The sequence below is a fragment of the Micromonospora sp. B006 genome, from assembly GCF_003408515.1.
Classification (GTDB): Bacteria; Actinomycetota; Actinomycetes; order Mycobacteriales; family Micromonosporaceae; genus Micromonospora; species Micromonospora echinospora_A.
In genome coordinates, this window is the sequence record NZ_CP030865.1 from 5842107 (window position 1) to 5867505 (window position 25399).

Here is a 25399-nt window from a genome sequence, read left to right on the forward strand (position 1 = left end):
GGGTCCTCCCTGTCGACGCGTACGGGGGAGCGCCGAACGTGCGGTCTCCCCGGTTCGGCCAACGTACCGGGGGGTGTGGTCCATTCCGTTACGGACACCTCCGATGCCCGGATGGTGATCACGATTCGGCTACGCCCCGGTCCGGCGGCGGACATCCGGATCGTCCGAACGGACGAGTTAGTCGATCATCGGGCGGGAGCGGGAGACCTGCGAGGTTCGTGCCGGGGGAGATTCGACCCATGGCGGGCGGGCGATTCGCCCGGTTCCCGAGGTCCGTCGCCAGCTGGGCGCGGCAGGCCGCGAGTGCCCGGCCCGGGCCGCACAAAGTGTGACGAGGGCCACCCTTCTGGCCTGGATGATCCCGGTTTGTGCTGCCTAGCCTCGTCGGATGCGTAGCGACGGCACCCTCGACGACCCGAACGGCCCCGGCCGCCCGGCTGACCGTTCGGACGATACCCCCTCCACCAACCGGTCGGCCAGGCTTCGGGACCTGATCCGGCGTACCCGCTTCTGGGCGCCGATGAACGCGCCGATGAACCCCCGGCCCGGCCGGACGAAGCTCGCGGTCGCCACCGGCGCGGCCTGCTGCCTCGGCCTGGTCGGCGTCAGCCAGGCCGGCTTCGGCGCGCCGGAGCGCGCGGCCGCCCCGGCGCCCTCGGCGGATGTCGCCGAGCGCGCGGAGGCCGACGTCGCCTCCCGCGCGAGCGCCCGCCCGAGCACCGCGCCGTCCACCGCCGCCCCGTCCGCGACGGCGAGCCCGAAGGCGACCGCCAAGCCCAAGCCGAAGCCCACGAAGACGGCCCGGCAGATCGTTCCGGTCGCCGGCCTGGACCGTACCCAGATGAACAACGCCAAGAAGATCGTGCAGGCCGGCAAGGAGATGGGCGTGCCGCGCCGGGCCCTGGTCATCGCGGTGGCGACCGCGATGCAGGAGAGCACGCTGCTCAACTACGCCAGCGGGGTGCTGCCCGAGTCGCAGAACTACCCGCACCAGGCCATCGGCTGGGACCACGACTCGGTCGGGCTGTTCCAGCAGCGCCCGAGCAGCGGCTGGGGCACCGTCGAGCAGCTCATGGACCCCGAGTACGCGACGAAGGCGTTCCTGTCCGCGCTCGACGAGATCCCCGGCTGGCAGGACCTGCCGCTGTCCGTGGCCGCCCAGGCGGTGCAGATCTCGGCGTTCCCGGACGCGTACGCCCAGCACGAGTGGCGGGCCGGCGAGGTGGTGGCCGAGATCCTGGGCTGACCCGCGAGGGGTGGTTGCCGAAGCGGTGATTCGGGTATCAAGGGCTTGCCGGTCCCAGGTACACATGAAGGGGACCGCGGGACGGAGGACACCATGTCGCTGATGCAACGGATCACCGCCTTCCTGCGGTCGCCGCGGGGCCAGCAGTTGGTCGACCGCGGCCGGCGTGAGATGTCCAAGCCGGAGAACCAGGCCCGGCTGCGGCAGATCGCGACCCGGCTGCAGTCGCGCCGGCGCTGACCCGCGTCACCCCCGCCGCACGAGCCCTCGGAGCCCTTCGTGACCGACCCCGCCGCCCCCGTTCCGCCGGTGGAGGTGCCCGAGGGGCCTCCGGCCAAGCTCTGGGACCGCATGCGGGAGGACCCGCAGTACGCGCCGGAGCACCTGGCCCTGGAGGCGGTACGCCGGCTCGGGCCGGAGGCCGCGCAGTGGGCCGCCCGGGAGCGGGCCCTGCGGCCGGACGCCCCGCCCGAGCAACTGGCCGACCAGGCGGTCCGCAAGTTCGTCAACCACGCCCGGCTCTCCGGCGCGGTGTCCGGCGCGGCCGGGCTGCCCGGCGCGGTGATCGACGTGGGCGTGCTGGCCTGGACCCAGGCCCGGCTGGTGCTGCACGTGGCCGCCGCGTACGGCGCCGACCCGACGCACGTCGACCGGGCCACCGACCTGCTGGTGCTCCAGCGCGTGCACAAGGCCGCCCAGACCGCCCGCCTGGCGCTCGGGGTGGCCGCCGGCCGTGAGCGGGCCGGCGCGTTGTTCGGCTCCGCCGCCGACCGGGCGCTGGGCCGGGTGATGCTCCAGCTCGGCGTCCGGCTGGCCCGGATGGCCGGGGTGCGCGCCGCCAAGCGGATGTTCGCCAAGGTCGTGCCGGGCGCCGCGATCGTGCTCGGCACCTGGGCCAACTCGTCGGCCACGAAGGAGCTGGCCGACCGTACGCGCGCCCTCTACCGGGCCGGCGGTCCCCGGCCGCTTCCCGGTCCGCGTCAGCCCTGACCAGCAATTGCGCCGGCCCCCCGGGGGCGGCCGGTCAGCTCGCCCAGCCGGAGGCGTTCCAGGCCACCTCGGCCAGCCGGCCCTGCCCGGCCGCGTTCGGGTGGAACCAGTCCAGCGCGTTCACCTGGTCCAGGGTGAAACGGTGGCGGTGCACCGCGCCACCGTCCCAGCGGCAGCGTGACCCGTACGCCCGGCAGGCGGCACGCAGTTGCCCGTCGTACGCCTCGATCCGGTCCCTGACGCGGGCCCGGCGGGCCACCGCGGCGGGCGCGGTCGACGTGGCGTCGGCCAGCAGCGCCGGGCAGACGCCCCGCGACCAGGCCCGCACGGCGCGGGGCTCGGTGTGCCCGATCTGCCAGAGGCGGTGCAGGTCCGGGATGCTGACCACCAGCACCCGGGCCTTCGGCCGGCCCTCGCGCAGCACGCCCAGGGCCGCGTCGACCTGTTCCCGGAAGGTCGCCACGGCGGTCATGTCGTCGACGTCGCCCCGGCAGGCGTCGTTCGCCCCGACCAGCACGGTGACCAGGTCGGCCTTGTCGCGTACCGCCGACCGGGCCTGGCCGGCCAGCCCGGCCGCGCGGGCCCCCGGCACCGCCCGGTTGTACGCCCGCAGCCCCGGCGCGTCGGCGCGCAGCCGCCGGTAGAGGCTCTCCACCCGCAGGCCGTCCCCGGTCGACCAGGAGTTGCGCTCGCAGCTCACCAGCACCAGGCAGGAGCCGTAGCCGGTGCTCACCGAGTCGCCGAGCGCGACCAGCACCCGGGGCTCGCCGGGCCGGGGCGTGCCGGACGGCCGGGGCGACGCCTCGCCGGAGCCGTCACAGGCCAGCGCGACGAGCGCCGCCAGGCAGGCCAGCGCGGCGATCCAGCGTCGAGGCATCGGTTCCCCCGTCCGGCGGCGGCAACGGGCGCGTCGACCCTATGCCCCGGCGGGGCCCCGGAAGCGGTTCTGTCGGCTATCGGGCATCGACCACTGTCGTTCACATCTGTCGGGTCGGCGCAGGTCGGCCGTGCAGCCACCGGTGCAGCGCGCGGGTGATCCGGGGCAGTACCAGGTAGGTCATCAGCGGGGTGAGCACGAGCGTCATCAGCAGCGTCCGCCCGGCCAGCGGCACGTCGGCGAGGAACCGGGTGGTCAGCAGCGTGGCGGCCAGGCTGAGCGGGAAGAACGCCAGCCAGATCGTGACCGCCTGCTTCCAGCGCGGCGGCGCGGCCGGCTCCGGCTCGCCGAACGTCTCGACCACGTGGTCCACCGGCGGGTCGAACCAGCCCTCGATGCCGGTGCGCCGCTCCACCCGGGTGTGCTCGACGATGCCCTGCGCCGAGCTGAGCCACCAGCGCCGCTGCGGCGAGTCCTCCCAGCCGCGCAGCGTGTCCGCGTCGGCGAAGCGGTACATCACGTGCCACTCGCCGGAACCGGGCGCGCTGCGGACGAAACCGGCGCCGAGGAAGCCCGGGAAGCTCTCCGCGAGCGCCGTCCCGGCCCGCATCCACGCCACCACCTCGTCGGTACGCGCGGGGTCGGCGCGCCGGGACACGGCGACGGTCACGGGTACGGCCTGCGTCGTGGTCATGCCATCCTCTCCACCGGCCCGCGGGATCTCCGCCGGAACCGGCACCCGAAGTAACGCACCCGCCCGCCGGCCGCATCCGGCGACCGCCCGCCGGGTGTCCCGCATCACCGGTACGGCCCGGGCCGTACCGGTAGTGGCCGGTTAGCCCGCCCGTTCCGGGGTAGGCCCCAGGAATGACCCGATCACAACCCCGGCGCGCCCGTGGCACGGTCGGCCACGCGAACAGCGCCCTGAACCTGCGGCTCGTGCTGGCGACGTTCGGTCTGGTCGTGATGACCGTCTTCGCGGTGCTCGCGTTCGCCGCCGGCATCGCCTGGCTGGGCGTGGTCTGCGCGCTCCTCGCCGTCGTGGCGGTGGTCGACCTGGTCGTGATCCAGCGCCGCCGGGCCGCGCGCCGCCGGGAGGAGCCGGGCGTACGGCACTCGCTGTTCGAGTGACAGGAGGACGACATGCCCATCGCCACCACCAATCCCGCCACCGGACAGGTGCTCAAGACGTACGACGCGATGTCGGACGAGCAGATCGACGCCGCGATCGAGCGGGCCGACCTGGCCTTCCGGCAGTTGCGTGAGACCACCATCGCGCAGCGGGCCCGCTGGCTCACCGCCGCCGCCGACCGCCTCGACGCCGAGCGCGACGAGACGGCCCGGCTGATGACCACCGAGATGGGCAAGACGTACGCGGCCGCGAAGGCGGAGGTCACCAAGTGCGCCACCGCCTGCCGCTTCTACGCCGACAACGCACCGGCGATGCTCGCCGACGAGCCGGCCGACGCCGCCGCGGTCAAGGCGAAGCGGGCGTACGTGCGCTACCAGCCGATCGGCCCGGTGCTCGCGGTGATGCCGTGGAACTTCCCGCTCTGGCAGGTCATGCGCTTCGCCGCCCCGGCCCTGATGGCCGGCAACACCGGCCTGCTCAAGCACGCCTCGAACGTGCCGCAGACCGCGCTCTACCTGGAGGACCTGTTCCGCCGGGCCGGCTTCCCCGAGGGCGCGTTCACCACGCTGCTGGTCGGCTCCGACGCGGTCGACCGGATCCTCAGCGACCCCCGCGTCCGCGCCGCCACGCTCACCGGCAGCGAGCCGGCCGGGCGTTCCATCGCGCAGATCGCCGGCCGGGAGATCAAGAAGACGGTGCTGGAGTTGGGCGGCAGCGACCCGTTCGTGGTGATGCCCTCGGCCGACCTGGACACCGCCGCCGAGGTGGCCACCACCGCCCGTTGCCAGAACAACGGCCAGTCCTGCATTGCCGCGAAGCGGTTCATCGTGCACACCGACGTCTTCGACGCGTTCGCCGAGAAGTTCGCCGCCCGGATGGCGGCGCTGCGCGTCGGCGACCCGATGGACGACGGCACAGACGTCGGCCCGCTCGCCAGCGAACGCGGCCGCGACGAGGTGCACGCCCAGGTCACCGACGCGGTGGACCAGGGTGCGACGGTGCTCTGCGGCGGCGAGAAGCCGTCCGGCGACGGCTGGTACTACCCGCCGACAGTGGTCACCGACCTGCGCCCGGAGATGCGCATGTGGAGCGAGGAGGTGTTCGGGCCGGTCGCCGGGCTCTTCCGGGTCGGCTCGTACGACGAGGCGATCGAGGTCGCCAACGGCACCAGCTTCGGCCTCGGCTCCAACGCCTGGACCAACGACCCGGCCGAGCAGGAGCGCTTCGCCGTGGACCTGGACGCCGGCAACGTGTTCATCAACGGGATGACCACCTCGTACCCGGAGTTGCCGTTCGGCGGCGTGAAGAACTCCGGGTACGGCCGTGAGTTGTCCGCCGCCGGCATGCGCGAGTTCTGCAACACCAAGACCGTGTGGATCGGCGAGGGCGAGGCGGGCGCGGGCGCCGGCGCGCACTCCGAGTAGACGCGATTGGCCGGACGCCGTCACGGGTAGGAGTGCCCACCATGACGGCGTTCGGCTTCCACGCATCCCACGAGCAGATCCATCCGGCCCGGCTGCTGGAGGCGGTGATCCACGCCGAGCGCGCCGGCTTCGACGCGGCCATGTGCTCCGACCACTTTTCGCCGTGGAGCGAGCGGCAGGGCCACTCCGGGTTCGCCTGGTCCTGGCTCGGGTCCGCGCTCCAGGCCACGAACCTGTCCTTCGGCGTGGTGAACGCGCCCGGCCAGCGCTACCACCCGGCGATCATCGCGCAGGCCATCGGCACGCTCGGCGCCATGTACCCGGGCCGGTTCTGGGCCGCGCTGGGCAGCGGCGAGGCGGCCAACGAGCACATCACCGGCGAGGTGTGGCCGCGCAAGGACGTCCGCAACGCCCGGCTGCGCGAGTGCGTCGACGTGATCCGGGCGCTGCTGGCCGGCGAGGAGGTCAGCCACGACGGCCTCGTCACCGTGGACCGGGCGAAGCTGTGGACCCGGCCGGAGGAGCCGCCCGCACTGGTCGGCGCCGCGGTCAGCGTCGCCACCGCGCGGTGGTGCGCCGAGTGGGCGGACGGGCTGATCACCGTCAACGCGCCGGTCGAGCACCTGCGCCGGATGATCGACGCCTACCGGGACGCGGGCGGACGCGGCCCGCTGCACCTGCAGGTGCACGTCAGTTGGGCGCCCGAGCAGGAGCAGGCCGAGGCGATCGCGTACGACCAGTGGCGCAGCAACGTCTTCGCCCCGCCGGTCTGCTGGGACCTGGACACCCCCGAGCACTTCGACGTGGTCAGCGCCGACGTGCCGATGTCCAAGGTCGCCGAGACCGTGAACGTCTCCGCCGACCTGGGCCGGCACATCGGCTGGCTGGAGGAGTACGTGGCGCTGGGCTTCGACCAGATCGCGCTGCACCACGTCGGGCAGGAGCAGCGCGCGTTCATCGACACGTTCGGCGCGGAGGTGCTGCCGAAGCTGCGCTCCGCCGCCTGAATCACACATCGACGCCGCGGCGCATAGGCTCGACGCTCGTGGATGCTCTGTTCGAGGTGGTGGTCTTCCTGGCCATCGCCACCTTCGGCGCGGCGCTGGCCCGCAAGCTCGGCCTGCTCGCGCCGATCCTGCTCGTGGTGCTCGGTCTCGCGCTGTCCTTCCTGCCGTTCTTCCCGCACGTGCGGCTGGAACCGGACCTGGTGCTGGTGGGCATCCTGCCGCCGCTGCTGTACGTGGCGGCGGTGGAGACGTCGGTGCCGGCGTTCCGGCTCAACCTGCGGCCGATCCTGCTACTCGCGGTCGGGCTGGTCATCTTCACCGCGTTCGTGGTGGGCACCGTCGTGCACTGGTTCCTGCCCCACCTGCCGTACGCGATCTGCCTGGCCCTCGGCGCGGTGGTGGCGCCGCCGGACGCGGTCGCCGCCACCGCGGTGGCCCGCCGGGTCGGCCTGCCCCGGCGGATCGTCACGATCCTGGAGGGCGAGAGCCTGGTCAACGACGCCACCGCGCTGGTGCTGCTGCGGGTCGCGATCGTCGCGGCGACCGCCACCACCGGCGGCGTCAGCGCCGGCGACGTGGCCCGGGAGGTGGTGGTCGCGGCCGGCGGCGGCATCCTGGTCGGCCTGCTCGGCGTGGTGGTCTTCGGCTACCTGCACAAGCGCGCCACCGACCCGGTGCTGGACAACGCGCTGTCGCTGATCGTGCCGTTCGCCGTGGTCTTCGCCGCCGAGGAGATCCACGCCTCCGGGGTGGTCGCGGTGGTGGTGACCGGCCTCGGCATCGGACACAAGCTGCCCACGCTCATGTCCGCCGCCTCCCGCCTGCAGGTGACAGCGTTCTGGCGGCTGATCCGGTTCCTCCTCGAAGGACTGGTGTTCCTGCTGGTCGGCCTGCAACTGCCGGAGGTGGTACGCGACCTGGAGGAGCCGTTCGGCTCGCTCGTCGCGATCACCGCGGCGGTGCTTGCGGCCGTCTTCCTGGCCCGGTTCGTCTGGGTGTTCCCGGCGACCTACCTGGGCCGGCTCGTGCCCCGGATCCGTCACCGTGACGCGGCGCCGCCGGTGCAGTACCCGGTCGTCATCGGCTGGGCCGGCATGCGGGGCGTGGTGACGCTCGCCGCCGCGCTGGGCCTGCCGCTCACCCTCGCCGACGACGCGCCGTACCCGCGCGCGCTGCTGATCTGGCTGGCGTTCGCAGTGATCGTGGCGACGCTGGTCGGGCAGGGCGCCACGCTGCCGTGGCTGGCCCGGCGGCTGCGGCTGCCCCCGGACGACCCGGTGCAGGACGCGCTGTCCGCCGCCGGGGTGCAGCAGCGGGCCAGCCGGGCGGCCCGGGAACGCCTCGACGAACTGGCCGGGACCGCGCCGGAGGCCGTCGTGGAACGCCTGCGCGGGCTGGTCACCTCCCGCGCGAACCTGGCCTGGGAGCGGCTCGGCGGCACCGAACGGGAAACGCCCTCCCAGGCGTACGCGCGCCTGCGGCAGGAGATGATCGACGCCGAGCGGGAGGTCTTCCGGGCCGCCCGTGACTCCGGCCAGATCCCGGAGGAGGTGCTCACCCGCGCCTATCGTGACCTGGATCTGGAGGAGTCACTGCTGCGACAGGAGGTCGTCGAATGAGTTGCCAGCACCTGACCGGGGCGGGCACTGCCGAGCCCGCCACCACGACCGAGTGCCCGGACTGCGTGGCCATCGGCAACCCGGACTGGGTGCACCTGCGCGCCTGCCTGACCTGCGGGCACGTGGGCTGCTGCGACTCCTCGCCGTACCAGCACGCCACGAAGCACTTCGAGTCGGACGGGCATCCGGTAATGCGGTCGGTCCAGCCGGGGGAGTCGTGGCGCTGGTGCTTCGTGGACGAGGAGATCGGCTGACTCAGCCGATCTTGCGCTCCAGCACCTGCCCGGTCCACGGCTCCCGGCCCGTCCGCTCCACGACGAACGTTTCGGTGGCGGTGAACCCGCAGCTCTCGTAGAACCGGACGAGCGCCCGGTCCGGGCTGCGGAAGCAGTCCACCCGCAGCAGGCCGACGCCGCGTTCGCGGGCCCGCTCCGCCGCGTACTCCAGCAGCCGCGCACCGACCCCACGCCCCGCGTACGCCCGGTCGGTGACCAGCAGGTTCACGTACAGCTCCGGTTCGGTGGCCGGCGGCACGTAGTCCGTCGCCGCGCCCACCACCAGCGCGCCCACCACCGTCGCGTCGATCTCGGCGAGGTACAGGCCGTCCCCGGCCGCCCACGCGTCGGCCTGGGCGATGCGGCGCGGGTCGATCGACGCCGGCTCGGCGCCCCACTGGTCGGTGCGCCCGCGCTCGGCCAGCCAGGCGGTGGCGCTGTCGAGCAGCCGGAGCAGGGTGGGCGCGTCGCCGGGTCCACCGGGGCGGATGGTGAGGGAGGACTGGTCGGTCATCCCGCCATGCTGCTACACCGCGCTCAGCCGGGCACGCCGGCGGGTCGTGCCTGCGGCGCCGGCCGGTTCGCCACCGCGCGGCGGGTCAGCGCCGGGGCGGCCAGCCCGGCGGCGGCGAAGACCCCGCCGAGCACCAGCCAGCCGACCGGACCGCCGCCGAGCACCAGCAGCGTGAGCAGGCCCCGGCCGAGCGCCTGGGCCGACCCGGCCAGCAGGCCGTCCGCGCCCTGGTAGGCCCCGATCGCGCCGGGTGGGGCCAGGTCGTAGGCGAGGCCCGCCCCGGCCGCGCAGTGCCACAGGTCGCCGACCGTCCACACCGCTGTGGCGACGAGCAGCAGCACGACCGCCGGAAGCACCGGCAGGACGCCGGTCACGGCGTACAGGGGTGTCGCCGCCGCGAGCACCAGCCCGGCCCGGCGCAGCTTCCGGGCGGCCGGCGCGGCTCGCTCCGCGCCCCGGCTCAGCCGGACCGCGAGCAGCACGGTGAGCACCGTGTTCGCGAGCAGCACCGCCGACACCACAGGCGGCGGGGCGCCGGCCCGGTCCACCGTCCACAGCGGCACGACGAGCACGAGCACCGTCACGTGCGTGCTCAGCACCGCCGACGCGCCGCTCACCGCGAGGAACCAGCCGTCCCGCAGCGGCCCGCCGCGCCGCAGCGCGCCCGGCCTGGTCGCCGCTGGGGGTGCCCCGTCCGTGCCGGGTCTCCGCCGCACGCCACCGCCGGCCGGCTGCGGTGGCAGGCGCAGCAGCAGCGCCGCCGAGAGCAGGTAGCTGGCCGCGTTGCCGACGACGAGCACCTGGTACGCCCGGTGCGTGTCCACCGCGAGCGCGATCCCGGCCAGCGCGGTGCCGACGCTGATGCCCAGGTTCGCCACCGCGCGCAGCGTGGCGAAGGCGTGCACCCGGCCGTCCGGGCCGCCCACCGCCGCGACGAGCGCCGCCCGCACCGCCAGGTTGCCGGCCGCGAGCAGCGCCTCCGGCACCGCCACCGCCAGGAACGCCGGGAACGAGCCGACCAGCAGGTACGCCAGCGCGGCGACCGCCTGCCCCACCTGGAGGACGGCCCGGAGCGTACGCGGATCCCACCTGTCGGCCAGCGCGCCCAGCGGCACGCTCGCGGTCAGCCCGACCAGCCCGGCGACTGTGAGCCCGGCGCCCACCGAGGTGGCGGAGACGCCCACGTCCCGGGTCAGGTAGAGCGCCCCGCCGGCCAGCCACAGCCCCGCGCCGACGCTGTTGACCAGCGTGGCGTAGGCCAGCGTGCGCAGCGGCCCGGGCGGTGGGAGCGGCGAGACGCGTCCCATCAGCGGGGTCCGGCGAGGGCCATGCGATCGACGCTAGATGTGGGCCGGCGGTAGCGATGCCCCGGAATCGGCGACGCCCGTCACAGGATGCCTCAGGGAGCCGCCACCTCGGCGAGGCGTTCCGTGGCCAGGCAGGAGATGAGGCAGCGCTCCTTGGCGTCGCCGAGCAGCCGCGCGGTCCAGTCGGTGAAACCGCCGTCACCGATCTCCCATTCACCGTCGCGGACCGTGACCCGCAGCGCCGCACCTCGGTAGTAGCCGCGACCGCGTTGCCGCTCGGGCTCGTCATGCAGGGGAACCGGGCCGTCACCGAGCATCGGACGGACCGTGTCGGCGAGCCGGTCGCCGACGATCTCGTCCAGGGCCGTGACGTGCAGCCGAGGTGTTGCCGCCGGAACCAGGTCGGCCAGCACCGCACGCCAGAAGGCGAGATGCCGGACGAGCATCCGAGCTTCGGAGCGTCCCGACCCGGTGTCCCGGGCGGTGGAGACGAGCGCGCAGAGCCGGAAGTGGGCCGAGGCGCCAGGCCCGAAGTCCTGCGCCCGCAGCACCCTGTGCATCGCGGCCAGGTGCACCTCATCGGCCTGCCTGCGGCGCACCGCAGCTTCCACCGCCAGAGCGTTCGTCGGGTCGCTGACCACCTCCGTGCCGCGCATCGTGGAGACGATGCGGTGCTGGCTGACCGGTGCGACGGCGGCGCAGGTGCCGAGTGGCGCCACCGGCGACAACTCCACCCCGGCCACATCCGGCGGCAACAACGACCAGATCCGCCCTTCCACCCGGGACAGCGCACGGGGGTCGGCCGCGGACGGCCGGACGAACCGGTCCTCATTCCAGCGCCGCAGCACCTGCGCCGGACGGACGGCCCCGGCGCGGTCACGGGCGACGCCGAGAAGCAGCGTTCGCAGGTCCGCCGACGGGAGCGCAGCGAGCGCGTCGCGGCTACCGTCTGGCATTGCCGCCCACACCCGACGTTCCGCGTCGCCGCCCACGAGGGTCACGATCGCGCACGTGCCTGTGCGAGTCCACCGGATTCTCGGCAGGCCGGGGTGATATGGCGGCACCGAAGTGACGCTCGGTCCAGCCTGGCTGCGCTAATCGCGGCAGCAGCTCCCGCGGGAACGATGAGCTTCCGAGCGTTATGCCTGTCGGTCATATTTATGACTCAGAGGCATAACGTCCGAGGAGTAACTCTTCTGTTTTGAGGCGACACGCCGGGAGGGCGGTTAACCGGTCGACCGGGGGCGCGGGCCGTGCCACGATCGCGCGATGCCTGCCTCCGTGACCGGCGTGCTGCGCTGGCAGTTCGACCTGACCTGGGCGCTCGCCGAGTACCACCTCGACCGGCTGGAGCCGGCGGACTTCCTCTGGGAGCCGACCGAGCTGTGCTGGACCATGCGTCCCGGCCCGGCCGGCGGGTGGCGTCCCGACTGGGCCGACAGCGAGCCGGACCCGGTTCCGGTGCCCACCGTCGCTTGGCTGACCTGGCACATCGGCTGGTGGTGGTCGGTCGCGGCCGACCACGTGCGGCAGCGCCCGGCGCGGGGACGCGACGACATCCGCTGGCCCGGGCCGGGCGCGGAGACGGTCGCCTGGCTGCGGGAGCTGCGAGCGGAGTGGACGGACGCGCTGGACGGTCTGACAGTGGCCGACCTGGACCGGCCGTCCGCGTACCCCTGGCCGCCCGACGCGGGGCTCACCGTGGCGCACCTGGTTGCGTGGGTGAACGCCGAGCTGATGAAGAACGTGGCCGAGATCGGGCAGCTGCGGCTGCTGCGCGCGGCGGGGCGGCCGGTCTGAGCCGGGCCGTGCTCAGTGGGCGCCGCCGAGGTTGAGCACCACCACCCCGGCGATGACCAGTCCCGCGCCGACCACCTTCGCCACGCTCAGCGGCTCGCCCAGGAACGCCGCGCCGATCGCCATGATGGCGGCGGTGCCGAGGCCGGACCAGACCGCGTACGCGACGCCGACCGGAATGTCCTTCACCGCCAGCGAGAGCAGCCCGAACGCGGACAGGTACGCCACCGCCAGGCCCAGTGTGGGCCAGAGCCGGGTGAAACCGTCTGTGGCCTTGAGCAGGCTGGTGCCGATCACCTCGGCGGTGATCGCGCCGAGCAGGAAGAGGTACGCCATCGCAGGACCGTACCCGGTCCTGCGATGGCGGCCGGTCAGCTCGGTCAGGAGACCGTGCAGGCCTTTCCGTTCAGGGTGACCAGCCCCGGATCCGGGTTGGGGAAGCGGGACGCGGTGCCGTTGAAGCCGAACGTGGTGGACGCGCCCGGCGCCAGCTTCGCGTTCCAGGACAGGTTCTTCGCGGTGACAGTGGCGCCGCTCTGGCCGAGCTGCGCCGACCACGCCTGGCTCACCTTCTGGTCGCCGAGGAACGCCCACCGCAGGCTCCACCCGTTCACCGCCGTCGTGCCGGTGTTGCGCACCGTCACCTGGGTGGTGAAGCCGGACGGCCAGCTCCCGTGCGTGGTGTACGTGACCGCGCAGGACGGCGCCGGCACCGCGCGGGCGTCACCCTGGTCGGCCAGGAACGACGCGAGCCAGGCCAGCGCCGAGTTCCAGTTGATCGCCACCTCGTTCGTCGCGTACGAGTTGATGTCGTCGACGAAGCAGAACATCGGCGCGCAACCGGCGAGCAGGTTCGCCGCGAACGGGTCCTGCAGCGCGGCGTTCGGACCACCGGCGAGCGAGCCGGCCGGCGGGCGCGGCAGGTCCGGGTTCAGCTGGTGGCCGAAGATCCGGCTGTGCTGGTTGCGGGCGTGCTGCTCACCCCACCCGGTCACGTACGACATGTTCAGCGCGTTGCGGCCGAACAGGTAGTCGGCGGCCTGCACCGCGCCGTCGCGGTACTTCGCGTCCCGGCTCAGGTCGAACGCGGTGGCCAGCACGATCGCGTTGTTCACCAGGTTGCTGTTGCTGCCCCAGACGTACGCGTCGGCGCTGCCCGGGAACGGCAGCCCGTACGCCTGGCCGGCGATCGTGGCCAGGTAGCTGTCGGCGGCGGCGGTGATCGACTCGCGGATGCGGGTCTTCTCCGCCGCGGGCAGCGTGTTCGGCACGGTGGCCAGGTCCATGCGGCCCAGCGCGGCGACGCTCTGCCAGCCGAACGCGCCGTTCGGGGCGAACACGTCGGCGGTGTGCAGCGGCGAGCCGGTGACGTCGGCCAGGTACGCCTTGTCGCCGGTGGTCAGCCACAGCTCGGCCGCGGCCCAGTAGAACTCGTCGCTGACGTTGGTGTCGTCGTACGCGCCGCCGCCGGTGCTGTCGCTGGCCGGGGCGTAGATCGCCGGGTTCGCCTTGGCCGCCGCGTACGCGGTCTTCCCGGCGGTGCCGCAGCGCGCGGCGAACGCGGCGTCGTACGGGGCGTACAGCCGCTGGCACTGCGCGGCGACGGCGGCCAGGTTCAGCGTGGCGGCGGTGGACGGCGCGTGCAGCTCACGCGGCTGCGGGTCGTCCTGGGGTGAGAGCGGCAGGCCGGTCCAGTTCCGGTCGTGGATCTTGTGGTGGACCATCCCGGCCAGCGGCTTGCCGGCCGGCACCTGCATGCGCAGCAGGAACTCCAGCTCCCAGCGGGCCTCGTCGAGCACGTCCGGCACGTCGTTGCCGCGCTCGGGCAGCCGCAGCGTGGAGTCGCCCAGGGCGGCGCCGCCGTCAGCGGTCTCGGCGGTCTTGGTCCGCTCGAAGGTGCTCAGGAGCTGGTAGGTGGCGATGCCGCCGTTGACCACGTACTTGCCGTGGTCGCCCGCGTCGTACCAGCCGCCGCGCACGTCCAGCGAGTAGTCGCAGACGCCGGCCTGGCACGGCACGTCGGTGTCGCCCTGGTTCGGCGCGACGCCGAGGTGGCCGGCCGGGCGGGCGTACTCCTCGCCGATCAGGTCGCCGTCGATCTCGATGCCGCTGCGCTGGGCGTAGAAGAACTGCAGCGAGTCGGCGCGCAGCCGGTCGTAGAGCGCGCCGGAGATGTCGAACGGGTGGCTGGTCTCGCCGTCGACGGTGAGCGTGTAGCCGGTGCCCGGCTTGCGGTACGCGGAGAAGTCGACGGTCTGCACGTTCTGCGCCGAGGCGGCGTCGGTGCCGCGCGGCGTGGTCTGCCCGCTGGCGACCACCGCGCCGCTGCCCGACTTCAGCTGCCACGGCAGCGCCTCGGTGGCCTCGGTGACCACAGTCGCGTGCTTCGGCCCGCCGGGCAGGTAGCCGACCTGGTTGACCCGGACCCGGGGCCCGGTGTCCGGCTCGTACGGCGGCGCCGGCTCCCCGCCACGCAGCGACACGTTGTCCAGGCAGAACGTCTGCGCCTCGGCGCTGCCGCCGACCTGGAAGATCAGCTGGGCGGTGGGGTTGTCGGCCGGGGAGGTGAACGTGGTGGTGACGCGCTTCGCCGTACCGGTGGCGGTCGCGTCGACGCTCGCGTACGTGGTGTAGGGGGCGCTGCCGAGCTGGAGCACCGCCTTGACGGCCGCGCCGGGGGTGGCGGAGACGTCGAAGGACAGCTCGTACTCGGCGCCCTGCGTCAGCGGCACCGCGTCCTGGCCGATGCCGGCGTCCCAGGGGTTGGCGGTGCCCGCCGCGACTGTGGTGCAGAGCCGGCCGTCGACGACAGCGAGGTCGCCCGTGCCGTAGGAGAACCAGGGGGAGACACCGGCGCTGAAGTCGCCGTTACGGAGTTGTTCGGGGGCGTCCGGCGGCACCTCGGCAAGGGCCGGGCCGGCGGAGAGGCCGGTGAGCGCCAGCGTGGTGGCCGCGAGCGCGGCGAGCCGACGACGGGATCGGGTCACGGAGGTTCCTTCCGTGCTCGGGGGTGGTGGGGGACCACGGGAGCTGGGAGCGCTCCCAATATCAGGGCGATGTTTCCACCGCGTTCCGTCGCTGTCAATCGATCTGGCCCGATGCTCGGCCGAACGCCCGCTCGCGGAGGGATCCGGCGCGCCACGTACGATGTCGGTGATCTCCTACAGACAACCGAGCCCTCGACCTGGCAGGCTGCGACCCATGACCCTGAAGCTTCGTTCCGTCGGAGCGAGCGACCGTGGGCTGATTCGTAGCGGCAACCAGGACGCGCAGCACGCGGGCCCCTGGCTGGTCGCGGTCGCCGACGGCATGGGCGGCATGGCGGCCGGCGACCTGGCCAGCCGCATCGCGATCGACGCGATCGCCCCGCTGGACGTGGAGACGCCGGAGGACGCACTAGTCGCCGCGCTGCAGGGCGCGATCGAGCTGGCCACCGCGCGGATCCGCCAGGCGGTGGAGGAGGACCCGGAGCGTCAGGGCATGGGGACCACGCTCACCGCGCTGCTGTTCGCCCGTACCGGCAGCTGCCTGGCGCTGGCGCACGTCGGCGACTCCCGCGCCTACCTGTTCCGCGAGGGCGTGCTCAAGCAGGTCACCCGCGACGACACGTTCGTGCAGATGCTCGTCGACCAGGGCGTGATCACCGCCGAGCAGGCCAGCAGCCACCCCCGGCGGGCGGTGGTCACCCAGGCGTTGCAGGGCGACCAGGTCTCCCCGTCGTACGCGACGATGGTGCCCCGCGCCGGCGACCGCTGGCTGCTGTGCAGCGACGGCCTCTCCAACGTGGTCCGCGCGGACACGCTCACCGAGGTGCTCAACGAGCAGCTGGAGCGGGACGCCTGCGCGGCCCGGCTGATCGACTTGGCGCTGCGGGCCGGTGGCCCGGACAACATCACCGTCGTGATCGCCGACGTCGTCGAGGAGTAGCCCTCACCGTCGGCGCGGGGCGGCCCGGCGGGTCGGCTCGGCAGTGGTCGGGTCCTCCGGCCACGGGTGACGCGGGTAGCGGCCACGCAGCTCCGCCCGTACCTGCGGATAGCCGGTTCGCCAGAACGACGCCAGGTCGGCGGTGACCGCCACCGGCCGCCCGGCGGGGGAGAGCAGGTGCAGCAGCACCGGCACCCGCCCGTCGGCGATCCGCGGCACGTCCCGCCAGCCGAACGTCTCCTGGAGCTTCACCGCCAGCACCGGCGCGGCCGGATCGGCGTAGTCGATACGTACCCGCGACCCGCTCGGCACCGCGAGCCGCTCTGGGGCCAGCTCGTCCAGCCGGGCGGCCTGCCGCCAGTCCAGCAGCCGGCGCAGCGCCGCCGCCACGTCCGCCCGGCCCAGGTCGGCCCGGCGGCGGGCGCGGACCAGCTCCGGCCCGAGCCACTCGGGCGCGCGGTCGAGCAGCGTCGCGTCGGAGACGTCCGGCCAGTCCTCGCCGAGCGCGTGGCGGCAGAACGCCATCCGGCGGCGCAGCCCGGTCGCCTCCGGCGTCCAGCGCAGCAGTCCCGGCCCCTCCTGCCGCAGCCCGTCCAGCAGCGCCGCCGCGACCAGGTCCGGCGCCGGAGTGGTCAGTTGCCGCTCGACCAGCTCGATCGCGCCGAGCCGGACCACCTCCCGGGCCACCACGTCCCCGCCGGCCCAGGCCACCTCGCGCCCGGAGCGCAGCAGCGCCGCCCCGGCCTCCCGGGCGGTCGCCTCGTCGATCGGCGCGGCCAGCCGCACCCGGGCGGCCGGAGCGCCGGGGGAGCGGTCGGCCACCGCGACGGCCAGCCACGCCGACCCGGACAGCCCGGACCCGGGCGCCAGCTCCGCTGCGGTCCCGCCGGCCATCAGGTACGCGGACCCGCCCGGCCGCCGCACCCGGGCCAGCCGCTCCGGGTACGCGAGTCCGGCGAGCAGTCCCGCGGCCAGATCGTCGGGCAGGCGCTCCCGCCGGTCTCCCACCGGCTGTCCGCTGTCGCCACGGTGCGGCGCCGGACCGGTGGGCAGGGCGGCACGCAGCCGGCGTACCTCGGCGCGCCAGCGTGCGGTGGCGGCCGGGTCGGCGCCGGAGCGCAGGCGGCGCCAGCGGGCCGGCAGGTCGTCCCCCGACCCGCCCAGCGTGTCGTCGGAGAGCACCGCCACCACCTCGGCGGCCCGGTCCGCGTCGACCCGGAGCGCGCCGTCCAGCAGGGCCCGCGCCAGCCGGGGATGGGTGCCCGCCGCCGCGACCGCCCGGCCCCGCGCGGTGATCCGGCCGTCGTCGTCCACCGCGCCGAGCGTGCGCAGGGTCTCCCTTGCCACGGCCAGCGCGGCCGGTGGCGGCGGATCGGGCAGCGCCAGACCGGCGCCGTCCGGCGTACCCCAGGCCGCCAGCTCCAGCGCGAACCCGGTCAGGTCGGCGGTGGCGATCTCCGGCTCGGGTTGCGGGGCGAGCCGCTCGTGTGTCGCCTGCGACCAGCAGCGGTAGACCGCGCCCGGCGCCTCCCGTCCGGCCCGGCCGGCCCGCTGGGTGGCCGCCGCCCGGGACACCGGCACCGTGACCAGCGCGCCCAGCCCTCGGGCCAGGTCGGTGCGGGGCACGCGGCTCAGGCCGGCGTCGACCACCACCCGCACGCCCGGCACGGTCAGGCTGCTCTCCGCCACCGCGGTCGCCAGCACCACGCGCCGCCCGGCGGCCGGTGTCAGGGCCGCGTCCTGGGCGGCGGCGGGCAGCCGGCCGTGCAGCGGCAGGACGGCGACGTGCTCACGCAGGTCGGCCAGCCGGCCCGCGACCGCGGCGATCTCGCCCGCCCCGGGCAGGAAGACCAGCACGTCGCCGTCGCGTTCGCGCAGCGCCCGGCGGACCGTGGCGGCCACGTGGTCCAGCAGCGCCGGATCGACCCGGCCGCTGCCGGGCGGCGTCACCGGGCGCGGCGTCGGTGCCCACACCCGATCGACCGGGTGCAGGGCGGCCTCGGCGCGTACCACTGGCGCGGGGTCGCCCGCGCCGAGCAGCGCGGCGAACCGGTCCGCCTGCGGGGTGGCCGACATGGCCAGCAGCCAGAGGTCCGGGCGCAGCGTGCCGCGCGCCTCGACGCTGAACGCCAGCGCCAGGTCGGCGTCGAGCTGCCGCTCGTGGCACTCGTCGAGCAGCACCGCGTCCACGCCGGGCAGCTCCGGGTCGTGGTGCAGCCGCCGCACCAGCAGGCCGGTGGTGACGACCTCGATCCGGGTACGTGGCCCGGACCGCCGCTCGCCGCGTACCGCGTAGCCGATCCGGTCGCCGACCCGGCCGCCGAGCAGCGCGGCCATCCGGTGCGCGGCGGCACGGGCGGCGACCCGCCGGGGCTGGGCGATCACCACCCGCCCGGCGACGGCGTCGGCGACCGCGAGCGGCGCGGTGGTGGTCTTGCCGGTGCCCGGGGGCGCCACCAGCACGGCGGCGCCCCGGGCGCGCAGCGCCTCGACGAGCGCCGGCAGCACCGGCCGGACCGGCAGGTCGAGGGCGACGTCGGCGAGCACGGACCCACTCTCGCACCGCGCCGCCGGACGGTCCGCGCTGCCCCCGGAACACGGAACGGCCCGGCCGGCGCACCGCCGACCGGGCCGGGTGGACCGCTGCGCCGGGTCCGCCGACCCGGCCGCCGCCACCTGCTAGTACGTTCCGTCGAGCTGCCCGCGCAGCTTGGTCAGGGCCCGGGCCAGCAGCCGGGACACGTGCATCTGCGAGACGCCGATCTGCTCGGCGATCTGCGACTGAGTCAGGTTGCCGTAGAAGCGCAGCGTGAGGATCTTCTGCTCGCGCTGGTCGAGCGTGGCCAGCGCCGGGCCGAGGGCCACCCGCATCTCGGCCAGCTCGAACTCGCCGTCCTCGCCGCCGATCAGGTCGCCGAGCTCGGTGGCGCGCTCGCCGTCACCGGTCGGGGTGGACAGCGACACCGCGTTGTACGCGCGGGCGCCCTCCAGGCCCTCCAGCACCTCTTCCTCGGTGAGCTTGAGGTGGGCGGCGATGTCGGCGACCGTCGGCGAGCGGCCGAGCGTCTGCAGCAGCGTGCTGTTGGCGTCGGAGATGGCCAGGCGCAGCTCCTGCAGCCGGCGGGGGACGCGGATGTCCCAGGTGCGGTCGCGGAAGTGGCGCTTCAGCTCGCCGATGATGGTGGGGATCGCGTAGCCGGCGAAGTCGACGCCGCGCGACGGGTCGAACTTGTCGATCGCCTTGATCAGGCCGATCGCGGCGGTCTGCGCCAGGTCGTCGTTCGGCTCGCCGCGACCGCTGTAGCGGTGGGCCAGGTGGTTCGCCAGCGGCAGCCAGGCCTCGATGGCGCGGTCGCGCAGCGCGGGCCGCGACGGGTGGTCGGCCGGCAGCGCGGCCATCGCGTCGAGCAGGTCGGCGGCGCTGTCGGTGAGCGAGCGGGGGTCGAGCTTCGCGGAGCCGGCCGGCGTGGTCGCCGGGGCGCTGATCGTGGGAGCGGTCATGGGTGGTTCCTCCCTGCACCTCGTCCACGGAAGAAAAAAGACGTGACGCTTAGGTTTAGGTGACGGTAGTACGTTCGGAAGCCACCATAGCCCGATCGTGCTGCGGAAATCTAGCCGAAAGTACGATGTACTTAAGGTGTAAGCGGCCATGAAAGGCATGAGCCGGTTGATATCGCGCTCGGCATGGCGGCGCGCCGCGTTGACCGGTCGGCCCCGCTCCTACCCCGACCGGTCAACGCGGAATCCGACAGGTGGGCGAAGTGTCGTCTTTCTGTCGTTGTCCCGCCGACGGGACCGCCCGTACCGTCCGTAGCGACACGTCAACGGAGGCACCGTGCTGGATCCCGCCGCGCCGCAACTCGTCATCAACGCCCGGACGCTGCTGTTCAGCTGGCTCCCGGCGGATCCCGGCGCGGTCGAGACGCTGGTTCCGGCCGGGCTGCGCCCGCACCCGCAGCGCCAGGTCTTCGTCAACCAGTACGTGGTCGACGACGAGACGCAGACCTCCGGCTTCGGCGCGTACTCACTCACCTACATCGGTGTCTCGCTCGCGGACATGGACCCGCCCGACGGCGGGACGCCCGGGGGCTGGTGGACGCACTACCTCGCCTCCAGCGAACGGGTCCGGCAGTACGCCGCCGCGCGCGGCGCGCCGGCCGTCGAGGGGCAGACCCGGGTGGACGTGCGGGGCGACCGGCTCACCTCCGAGACCCGGGCCGCGGACGGCACGCCGCTGATCCGGGTCACCGCCCGGGTCGGGCACACCGGCACCGAGGCGCACAACGGCCACCACCGCTACCTCACCCGTCTCGACGGCGAGCTGATCGTCACCGACTACCCGTACGTGGCCGAGCCGGTGTCACCGTTCGAGGTCGAGTCGGTGGAGTTCCCGGCGCCGGAGCACCCGGTCCACGCGCTGCGGCCGGCCAACCCGCTGCACGTGTGCTGGGGCTTCTACTCGCCGCGCGTGTCGTTCGCGTACCCGGCCCGCCCGAACGTGCCCGACGAGGTGACCGGCCTTCACCAGGTGCCGGCCCGCCGGGCCCGCAGCGGCCTGCCGTCCGGGTCGTAGACCAGCCGGTACGCCGGCAGCGCCCAGAGCCGCGTACGCCAGGGCAGCCGCTCCGGGCGGTGCGGCCGCAACCGGCCCCGCGGACGGGGACCGGCCCGGCCCCCGGCGTGCCAGCGGTCCAGTTCCTCCGCCGCCGCGGTGATCGCCGCCACCGCGTCCGCCGGATCGATCAGGTCGTCGTCCTGCGCGCCGCCGGGATCGCGGTCCAGGTGCTCGCGCCACAACCGCAGCCGCAGGTCGCGGGCGAACACCCGGGCGCTGTCGCCCAACCCGGCCGGGTCGGCCGGGGCCCGCTCGTCCCGCGTGTCGTCGAGCACCGCGCAGGACAGTTCGCTGTCGTGCGTCCAGGACCGGCGGTTGAAGTTGTCGCTGCCCACGCTGGCCCACACGTCGTCCACCACGCAGACCTTCGCGTGCACGTAGACGGGCGTGCCGTCGTGGTTCTCCACGTCGAACACGTGCACCCGCTGCGGCGCGGCCCGGTGGCACAGCGACAGCGCCTGCTCCCGGCCCACCATGTTCGGCGGCAGCGCGAGCCGGCCGTCCACGTCCGGGTGCCGGGGCACGACCGCCACCAGGTGCAGGTCCTGGTGCTCGTGCAGCGCCTGCGCGAACAGCTCGGCCACCTCTGTCGACCAGAGGTACTGGTCCTCCAGGTAGATCAGCCGCCGCGCCCGGCGTACCGCCTTGGTGTAGCCGCGGGCCACGGTGCGCTCGCCGTCCGGGGCGAACGAGTAGCGGGGCCGCACCGCCGGGTAGGTGCGCAGCACCTGCACGTGGTGCGGCCCGCAGGGCGGCGGGTCGGCGGGCTGCTCGGGCAGCGGGTCCGGGCGCAGGTCGGAGCCGCGCATCCGGTCCCGCAGGTACGCCATCGGGTTCTCCGAGTCCAGCGGCATCGGGTCGGTCCACCGCTCCCGGAACGTCGTGTCGAGCGCGCCGACCACCGGCCCGCGCACCGCGAGCTGCACGTCGTGCCAGGGCGGTGTGGGGCCGTACCGGGGGGACATGCCGATCGGCTGCGGGTCGCCGGCGTGGGCGGCGTCGTCGCGGCGGCTGTGGCACAGGTCGATGCCGCCGGCGAACGCGATGTCGCGGCTCGGGTCGCCGGGCCGGCGCAGCACCACGAGCTTCTGGTGGTGCGAGCCGCCGCGCCGGACCCGCTGGTCGAGCAGCACCTCGCCGCCGGCCGCGCGGATCGCCTCGCTGAGGTCGCGGTTCTCCGCCTCGCTGTAGGACAGCGCGTCGAGGTGGGAACGCCAGACCAGGCCCTTGACGATCACGCCGCGCTGGGCGGCCCGGGCGAACAACTGCGCCACGGTCGGGCCGTCCGGGCGCATCCGCTCGTCCGGGTCGCCACGCCAGTCGGTGAAGAACAGGTGGTCGCCCGCCGACAGCGCCTCCACCTCGCTGACCAGGCGGTCGAAGTACGCGGCACCGTGAATCAGCGGCTCGGCGAGGTTTCCATCGGTCCAGACGGGTAATTCAGAGCCCGGGTTGGCGCGTTCCTGTGCGGTGAGGAACCAGTCCCGCAGAGTCACGTTCCACCCCCCGAGGTCGACGACGTCCTCACACGGTAGGACCCCCGGCAGGGCCCCGCACGTCGAGCAGCAGGTCGGCGTCGGTGCGCGCGTCAGGGGTGCGCCGGACCCCTGGACCGCGAAACCGAGGAGGCACCGACATGCCCGCCGAGACGACGAACACCGTGACCGACGACCGCGACCAGGCGGTGGAGGGGGAGCGGGGTGCGCTGGTGGCGGTCCTGTTGATGGTGATCCTCGGGGTGGCCGGGATCTTCGCCGTCTCCTGAGACCGCGGCCGGGCGCCCCGGCGAACCGGGGCGCCCGTGGCAGGTCAGGGCCGGTCGCCCTGGCCGTCGCTGTGCGGCACCCGCCCGGTCGGGATCACCCCGAGCCGGCCGGCCTGGAAGTCCTCGACCGCCTTGATCAGCTCGGCGCGGGTGTTCATCACGAACGGGCCGTAGTGCGCCACCGGCTCGCGGATCGGCTGGCCGCCCATCAGGTACAGCTCCAGCGCCGGGGCGTTGGAGTCCTGCGTCCGGTCGGCGGTGATCCGCAGCGCCTCACCGGGCCCGTGCACGGCGAGCTGGCCGAGGTGGATCGGCCGCCGGTCGGTGCCGACGGTGCCGCGGCCGGCCAGCACGTACACCAGCGCGTTGAAGTCCGACCGCCACGGCAGGCTCAGCTCGGCGCCGGGCTGCAACGTGACGTGCGCGATGGTGATCGGCGTGTGCGTCGAGCCCGGGCCCTGGTGCCCGGCGATCTCGCCGGCGATGACGCGGATCAGGCCGCCGCCGTCGGGCGTGGTCAGCAGCGCCGCTTCCCGGCCGCGGATGTCCTGGTAGCGGGGCGCGCTCATCTTGGCCACCCGGGGCAGGTTGACCCAGAGCTGAAGGCCGTGGAACAGCCCGCCGCTCATCACCAGGTGCTCCGGCGGCGCCTCGATGTGCAACAGGCCACTACCTGCTGTCATCCACTGGGTGTCGCCGTCGGTGATGGTGCCGCCGCCACCTGTCGAGTCCTGGTGGTCCATGATCCCGTCGATCATGTAGGTCACCGTCTCGAAGCCGCGGTGCGGGTGCCAGGAGGTGCCCTTCGGCTCGCCCGGCGCGTAGTCGACCTCGCCCATCTGGTCGAGGTGGATGAACGGGTCCAGCTCGGTCATCGGCACGCCGGCGAAGGCCCGGCGGACCGGGAAGCCCTCGCCCTCGTACCCGCTGGGGGCGGTGGTGACCCGGCGGACCGAGCGGTATTCGGTGGCCTCCCCGAGCTTCGGCAGGCGGGGCAGGACGAGGACGTCGTCGACGGTGATCGCGGGCATCGCGGGGCTCCTTACTTGTCGGCCGGGGTGGACGACGCGGTGCGGTCGGCGCGCAGGCGCCGGCCGAGCCGCTCGAAGACCCGGGTGAGGCAGGCGACCTCGGCGTCGTCGAGGTCGTCGATCAGGTGGGCGCGCACGGAGCGCAGGTGGTGCGGCGCGGCCTCGCGCAGGGCGAGCAGGCCGGCCGCGGTGAGCACGGCTTCGCTGCCGCGCCGGTCCGCCGGACACGCCTCCTTCGCCACCAGGCCGCGCTTCTGCATCGTGGTGACCTGGTAGGTCAGCCGGCTCGGCGAGAACACCAGCCGGTCGGCCAGCTCACCCATGCGCAGCCGCTGGCCGGGCGCCTCGGAGAGCAGCACCAGCACGTGGTAGTCGGCGAAGCTCAGGTCGCTGTCGGCGCGCAGGTCGTCCTCGAGCCGGGTGAACAGCCGCTGGCTCGACTCGATGTACGCGCGCCAGCAGGCCATCCGCTCCGCGTCCAGGCTCTCCGTCATGGCTCTGAGGGTAGCACTATTTAAAATTTAAACAAGTGGCCCTGCTGCGTGCGGTGCGGCCCGGTCGCGGCTCTTCTTGAAAACTGAAGATAAGGTCGGGGGATGGATGATCTCGACCTGCTCGACTGGCGGGAGCGGGTGGCCCGGCTCTACCTGTCCGACCTCGACCTGACCGGCTTCCGGGCCGCCCGCGACGAGCTGTTCCGCACCCACCCCAGCAGCCCGGTGCCGCCCGCCGACCGGCCCGGCTTCACCGGGCTGCGGTGGTACCCGCCCGACCTGGCGGCAGTGGTCGAGGCGCCGCTGCGGCCCGCCTCCGGTGAGCTGCGCATCGACACCGGCGGCCCGGACGGCGTGGTCGCGTACCGGCGGGTGGCCGTCGCCGAGACGCCGTGGGGACCGCTGACGCTCTGGTGGATCGAGGCGTACGGGGGCGGGCTGTTCCTGCCCCTGCGCGACGCCACCTGCGGCGACGGCTCGTACGGCGGAGGCCGGTATCTCACCGACACGGTGAAGGGCACGTTCGGCCGCGGCCTGACCGTGCTGCCCGGTGACCGGGTACGCCTGGACGCCAACTACCTCTACAACCCCAGCTGCGCCTACGACGACAGGTGGGCCTGCCCGCTGGCCCCGCCGGAGAACCGGGTGGACGTGCCCCTGCGCGCCGGTGAGCGGGCGTACCACTGACGCGGCGAGGGAGGACCCCGGCGGGGCCCTCCCTCGATGTCGCGTACCGCCGGTCAGCGGGCGGTGGCGCCGGTCGGTGTCAGGTGCATCCGGCTGAGCAGCTGCTGGGCCTGACCGGCCAGCTCCGCGTCCACGGTGACCGCGTACTGGGCGGCCCGCAGCGAACTGGCCGACGTGAAGTCACGCTGACCGCCGCTCATCGCGTGCGCGACAGCGCCGAACACCGCACCCCAGATCGCGCCGATCACCAGGCCGACCAGGATCACCGCGAGCCAGTTGCCGGCGGTGAAGATGCCGAAGAGCAACCCGATGAACAAACCGAACCAGGCGCCGGTGCCGGCCCCGAGCAGGGCCGCCCGGCCCGTGGTGAGCCGTCCCATTACGGTCTCCACGAGCGTGAGGTCCGTACCGACGATCGAGGTACGTTCCACCGGGAACCGGTTGTCGGCCAGATAGTCCACCACGCGCTGGGCGGACGGATAGTCCGGGTACGAGCCGATTGTGACGGTCGCCGAACCGGCCTGCGGTCCGTGCCCGTCCCCGCTCGGCGGCGTCGGGCGACCGCCCGGGCCGGACGGGAGGTTGTCGCTGCCCGGCATTCCGGGTTGCCAGGCCGCGGTCGGAGTCGAGGGTCTGGTCATGAGCATCCTCCTTCGTCAACCCGCCGCGTTCCCACCCCCGGCGAGCGGTAA

General features: G+C 74.1%; 26 protein-coding genes. 13 read left to right on the forward strand and 13 right to left on the reverse strand.

From position 1 onward, the window contains the following. Nucleotides 1–388 precede the first annotated feature (388 nt). From MicB006_RS26190 to MicB006_RS26195, 3 genes are all read left to right on the forward strand, one after another. Nucleotides 389–1246: a peptidase M23 gene (locus MicB006_RS26190; protein WP_073827554.1), complete on the forward strand. Its 858-nt coding sequence runs from the start codon at nt 389–391 to the stop codon at nt 1244–1246. Between the two features lie 93 nt (nt 1247–1339). Beyond that, nucleotides 1340–1486 (forward strand): hypothetical protein, encoded by a 147-nt coding sequence (locus tag MicB006_RS32090; RefSeq protein WP_166456378.1) that lies wholly within the window; start codon nt 1340–1342, stop codon nt 1484–1486. 39 nt (nt 1487–1525) lie between these two features. Further along, nucleotides 1526–2236 carry an EcsC family protein gene (locus tag MicB006_RS26195; protein ID WP_116509712.1) on the forward strand — a complete coding sequence of 237 codons (711 nt, stop codon included), beginning with the start codon at nt 1526–1528 and terminating at the stop codon, nt 2234–2236. 34 nt (nt 2237–2270) lie between these two features. On the opposite strand, the gene MicB006_RS26200 is transcribed toward MicB006_RS26195, so the two are convergent. Both MicB006_RS26200 and MicB006_RS26205 read right to left on the reverse strand, forming a co-directional pair. Then, a complete protein-coding gene (locus MicB006_RS26200; RefSeq protein WP_116509713.1) occupies nt 2271–3113 on the reverse strand; it encodes a GDSL-type esterase/lipase family protein in 843 nt (280 codons plus the stop codon). 100 nt (nt 3114–3213) lie between these two features. After that, complete coding sequence (locus tag MicB006_RS26205; RefSeq protein ID WP_073827557.1) at nt 3214–3807, reverse strand: antibiotic biosynthesis monooxygenase; 594 nt, start codon at nt 3805–3807, stop codon at nt 3214–3216. A 173-nt stretch (nt 3808–3980) separates the two neighbouring features. Here MicB006_RS26205 and MicB006_RS26210 point away from each other — a divergent pair, with 173 nt between their 5' ends. From MicB006_RS26210 to MicB006_RS26230, 5 genes are read left to right on the forward strand one after another with little or no spacing between them, the layout of a single operon-like run. Next, nucleotides 3981–4244, forward strand: a complete 264-nt coding sequence (locus MicB006_RS26210; RefSeq protein WP_043325060.1) for a DUF6343 family protein — start codon at nt 3981–3983, stop codon at nt 4242–4244. Between the two features lie 12 nt (nt 4245–4256). Continuing rightward, nucleotides 4257–5669 carry an NADP-dependent succinic semialdehyde dehydrogenase gene (locus MicB006_RS26215; RefSeq protein ID WP_116509715.1) on the forward strand — a complete coding sequence of 471 codons (1413 nt, stop codon included), beginning with the start codon at nt 4257–4259 and terminating at the stop codon, nt 5667–5669. A gap of 32 nt (nt 5670–5701) precedes the next feature. Then, complete coding sequence (locus MicB006_RS26220; protein ID WP_255419508.1) at nt 5702–6676, forward strand: TIGR03885 family FMN-dependent LLM class oxidoreductase; 975 nt, start codon at nt 5702–5704, stop codon at nt 6674–6676. Between the two features lie 38 nt (nt 6677–6714). Next, complete coding sequence (locus tag MicB006_RS26225) at nt 6715–8295, forward strand: Na+/H+ antiporter (RefSeq protein WP_116509717.1); 1581 nt, start codon at nt 6715–6717, stop codon at nt 8293–8295. Beyond that, nucleotides 8292–8549 carry a UBP-type zinc finger domain-containing protein gene (locus tag MicB006_RS26230; protein WP_116509718.1) on the forward strand — a complete coding sequence of 86 codons (258 nt, stop codon included), beginning with the start codon at nt 8292–8294 and terminating at the stop codon, nt 8547–8549. The genes MicB006_RS26225 and MicB006_RS26230 overlap by 4 nt, the downstream gene beginning before the upstream one ends. A 1-nt stretch (nt 8550) precedes the next feature. Here the strand turns inward: MicB006_RS26230 and MicB006_RS26235 are convergent, their stop codons facing one another. The 3 genes from MicB006_RS26235 to MicB006_RS26245 all read right to left on the reverse strand — a co-directional run bounded on the left by MicB006_RS26235 (nt 8551) and on the right by MicB006_RS26245 (nt 11347). Further along, the gene (locus MicB006_RS26235) at nt 8551–9084 is read right to left on the reverse strand and encodes a GNAT family N-acetyltransferase (protein ID WP_116509720.1); all 534 of its coding nucleotides are present in this window, start codon (nt 9082–9084) and stop codon (nt 8551–8553) included. Between the two features lie 23 nt (nt 9085–9107). Then, complete coding sequence (locus tag MicB006_RS26240; protein WP_116509722.1) at nt 9108–10391, reverse strand: MFS transporter; 1284 nt, start codon at nt 10389–10391, stop codon at nt 9108–9110. 92 nt (nt 10392–10483) lie between these two features. Continuing rightward, nucleotides 10484–11347: a hypothetical protein gene (locus MicB006_RS26245; RefSeq protein WP_116509723.1), complete on the reverse strand. Its 864-nt coding sequence runs from the start codon at nt 11345–11347 to the stop codon at nt 10484–10486. 313 nt (nt 11348–11660) lie between these two features. On the opposite strand from MicB006_RS26245, the gene MicB006_RS26250 reads away from it, so the two are divergent. Continuing rightward, the gene (locus MicB006_RS26250) at nt 11661–12191 is read left to right on the forward strand and encodes a DinB family protein (protein WP_116509725.1); all 531 of its coding nucleotides are present in this window, start codon (nt 11661–11663) and stop codon (nt 12189–12191) included. Between the two features lie 12 nt (nt 12192–12203). On the opposite strand, the gene MicB006_RS26255 is transcribed toward MicB006_RS26250, so the two are convergent. Together MicB006_RS26255 and MicB006_RS26260 are read right to left on the reverse strand one after the other, a co-directional pair. Then, complete coding sequence (locus MicB006_RS26255; RefSeq protein WP_069089914.1) at nt 12204–12524, reverse strand: multidrug efflux SMR transporter; 321 nt, start codon at nt 12522–12524, stop codon at nt 12204–12206. A 44-nt stretch (nt 12525–12568) separates the two neighbouring features. Further along, the gene (locus MicB006_RS26260) at nt 12569–15175 is read right to left on the reverse strand and encodes a glycoside hydrolase family 9 protein (RefSeq protein WP_116509727.1); all 2607 of its coding nucleotides are present in this window, start codon (nt 15173–15175) and stop codon (nt 12569–12571) included. Between the two features lie 214 nt (nt 15176–15389). On the opposite strand from MicB006_RS26260, the gene MicB006_RS26265 reads away from it, so the two are divergent. Further along, complete coding sequence (locus tag MicB006_RS26265) at nt 15390–16115, forward strand: PP2C family serine/threonine-protein phosphatase (protein ID WP_073827565.1); 726 nt, start codon at nt 15390–15392, stop codon at nt 16113–16115. Nucleotides 16116–16118: 3 nt separating this feature from the next. On the opposite strand, the gene hrpB is transcribed toward MicB006_RS26265, so the two are convergent. After that, entirely contained in the window at nt 16119–18662 is a 2544-nt protein-coding gene (hrpB, locus tag MicB006_RS26270) for an ATP-dependent helicase HrpB (RefSeq protein WP_116509729.1), read from the reverse strand. 132 nt (nt 18663–18794) lie between these two features. Beyond that, nucleotides 18795–19616 (reverse strand): SigB/SigF/SigG family RNA polymerase sigma factor, encoded by an 822-nt coding sequence (locus tag MicB006_RS26275; RefSeq protein ID WP_073827567.1) that lies wholly within the window; start codon nt 19614–19616, stop codon nt 18795–18797. 334 nt (nt 19617–19950) lie between these two features. Between MicB006_RS26275 and MicB006_RS26280 the strand changes: the two genes are divergently transcribed. Beyond that, nucleotides 19951–20688 (forward strand): hypothetical protein, encoded by a 738-nt coding sequence (locus tag MicB006_RS26280; RefSeq protein WP_116509730.1) that lies wholly within the window; start codon nt 19951–19953, stop codon nt 20686–20688. On the opposite strand, the gene MicB006_RS26285 is transcribed toward MicB006_RS26280, so the two are convergent. Next, nucleotides 20637–22226 (reverse strand): phospholipase D-like domain-containing protein, encoded by a 1590-nt coding sequence (locus MicB006_RS26285; protein WP_116509732.1) that lies wholly within the window; start codon nt 22224–22226, stop codon nt 20637–20639. The genes MicB006_RS26280 and MicB006_RS26285 overlap by 52 nt on opposite strands. A 140-nt stretch (nt 22227–22366) precedes the next feature. Here MicB006_RS26285 and MicB006_RS32630 point away from each other — a divergent pair, with 140 nt between their 5' ends. Continuing rightward, nucleotides 22367–22495: a hypothetical protein gene (locus MicB006_RS32630; RefSeq protein ID WP_255292629.1), complete on the forward strand. Its 129-nt coding sequence runs from the start codon at nt 22367–22369 to the stop codon at nt 22493–22495. Nucleotides 22496–22539: 44 nt separating this feature from the next. Here MicB006_RS32630 and MicB006_RS26290 read toward each other — a convergent pair whose 3' ends face one another. After that, a complete protein-coding gene (locus MicB006_RS26290; protein WP_116509734.1) occupies nt 22540–23526 on the reverse strand; it encodes a pirin family protein in 987 nt (328 codons plus the stop codon). Nucleotides 23527–23537: 11 nt separating this feature from the next. Next, a complete protein-coding gene (locus MicB006_RS26295; RefSeq protein ID WP_073827571.1) occupies nt 23538–24020 on the reverse strand; it encodes a MarR family winged helix-turn-helix transcriptional regulator in 483 nt (160 codons plus the stop codon). A 102-nt stretch (nt 24021–24122) separates the two neighbouring features. Here MicB006_RS26295 and MicB006_RS26300 point away from each other — a divergent pair, with 102 nt between their 5' ends. Further along, entirely contained in the window at nt 24123–24707 is a 585-nt protein-coding gene (locus tag MicB006_RS26300; RefSeq protein ID WP_116509736.1) for a DUF1684 domain-containing protein, read from the forward strand. Nucleotides 24708–24760: 53 nt separating this feature from the next. Here MicB006_RS26300 and MicB006_RS26305 read toward each other — a convergent pair whose 3' ends face one another. After that, nucleotides 24761–25348, reverse strand: a complete 588-nt coding sequence (locus MicB006_RS26305; protein ID WP_073827797.1) for a general stress protein — start codon at nt 25346–25348, stop codon at nt 24761–24763. Between the last annotated feature and the right edge of the window lie 51 nt (nt 25349–25399).

What these genes read in the sequence shown, in the direction of transcription:
- MicB006_RS26190 (WP_073827554.1), top strand. Translation starts at nt 389, where the DNA reads ATGCGTAGCGACGGCACCCTCGACGACCCGAACGGCCCCGGCCGCCCG.
- MicB006_RS32090 (WP_166456378.1), top strand. Translation starts at nt 1,340, where the DNA reads ATGTCGCTGATGCAACGGATCACCGCCTTCCTGCGGTCGCCGCGGGGC.
- MicB006_RS26200 (WP_116509713.1), bottom strand. Translation starts at nt 3,113, where the DNA reads ATGCCTCGACGCTGGATCGCCGCGCTGGCCTGCCTGGCGGCGCTCGTC.
- MicB006_RS26205 (WP_073827557.1), bottom strand. Translation starts at nt 3,807, where the DNA reads ATGACCACGACGCAGGCCGTACCCGTGACCGTCGCCGTGTCCCGGCGC.
- MicB006_RS26210 (WP_043325060.1), top strand. Translation starts at nt 3,981, where the DNA reads ATGACCCGATCACAACCCCGGCGCGCCCGTGGCACGGTCGGCCACGCG.
- MicB006_RS26215 (WP_116509715.1), top strand. Translation starts at nt 4,257, where the DNA reads ATGCCCATCGCCACCACCAATCCCGCCACCGGACAGGTGCTCAAGACG.
- MicB006_RS26230 (WP_116509718.1), top strand. Translation starts at nt 8,292, where the DNA reads ATGAGTTGCCAGCACCTGACCGGGGCGGGCACTGCCGAGCCCGCCACC.
- MicB006_RS26235 (WP_116509720.1), bottom strand. Translation starts at nt 9,084, where the DNA reads ATGACCGACCAGTCCTCCCTCACCATCCGCCCCGGTGGACCCGGCGAC.
- MicB006_RS26240 (WP_116509722.1), bottom strand. Translation starts at nt 10,391, where the DNA reads ATGGGACGCGTCTCGCCGCTCCCACCGCCCGGGCCGCTGCGCACGCTG.
- MicB006_RS26245 (WP_116509723.1), bottom strand. Translation starts at nt 11,347, where the DNA reads ATGCCAGACGGTAGCCGCGACGCGCTCGCTGCGCTCCCGTCGGCGGAC.
- MicB006_RS26250 (WP_116509725.1), top strand. Translation starts at nt 11,661, where the DNA reads ATGCCTGCCTCCGTGACCGGCGTGCTGCGCTGGCAGTTCGACCTGACC.
- MicB006_RS26255 (WP_069089914.1), bottom strand. Translation starts at nt 12,524, where the DNA reads ATGGCGTACCTCTTCCTGCTCGGCGCGATCACCGCCGAGGTGATCGGC.
- MicB006_RS26265 (WP_073827565.1), top strand. Translation starts at nt 15,390, where the DNA reads ATGACCCTGAAGCTTCGTTCCGTCGGAGCGAGCGACCGTGGGCTGATT.
- MicB006_RS26275 (WP_073827567.1), bottom strand. Translation starts at nt 19,616, where the DNA reads ATGACCGCTCCCACGATCAGCGCCCCGGCGACCACGCCGGCCGGCTCC.
- MicB006_RS32630 (WP_255292629.1), top strand. Translation starts at nt 22,367, where the DNA reads ATGCCCGCCGAGACGACGAACACCGTGACCGACGACCGCGACCAGGCG.
- MicB006_RS26290 (WP_116509734.1), bottom strand. Translation starts at nt 23,526, where the DNA reads ATGCCCGCGATCACCGTCGACGACGTCCTCGTCCTGCCCCGCCTGCCG.
- MicB006_RS26295 (WP_073827571.1), bottom strand. Translation starts at nt 24,020, where the DNA reads ATGACGGAGAGCCTGGACGCGGAGCGGATGGCCTGCTGGCGCGCGTAC.
- MicB006_RS26300 (WP_116509736.1), top strand. Translation starts at nt 24,123, where the DNA reads ATGGATGATCTCGACCTGCTCGACTGGCGGGAGCGGGTGGCCCGGCTC.
- MicB006_RS26305 (WP_073827797.1), bottom strand. Translation starts at nt 25,348, where the DNA reads ATGACCAGACCCTCGACTCCGACCGCGGCCTGGCAACCCGGAATGCCG.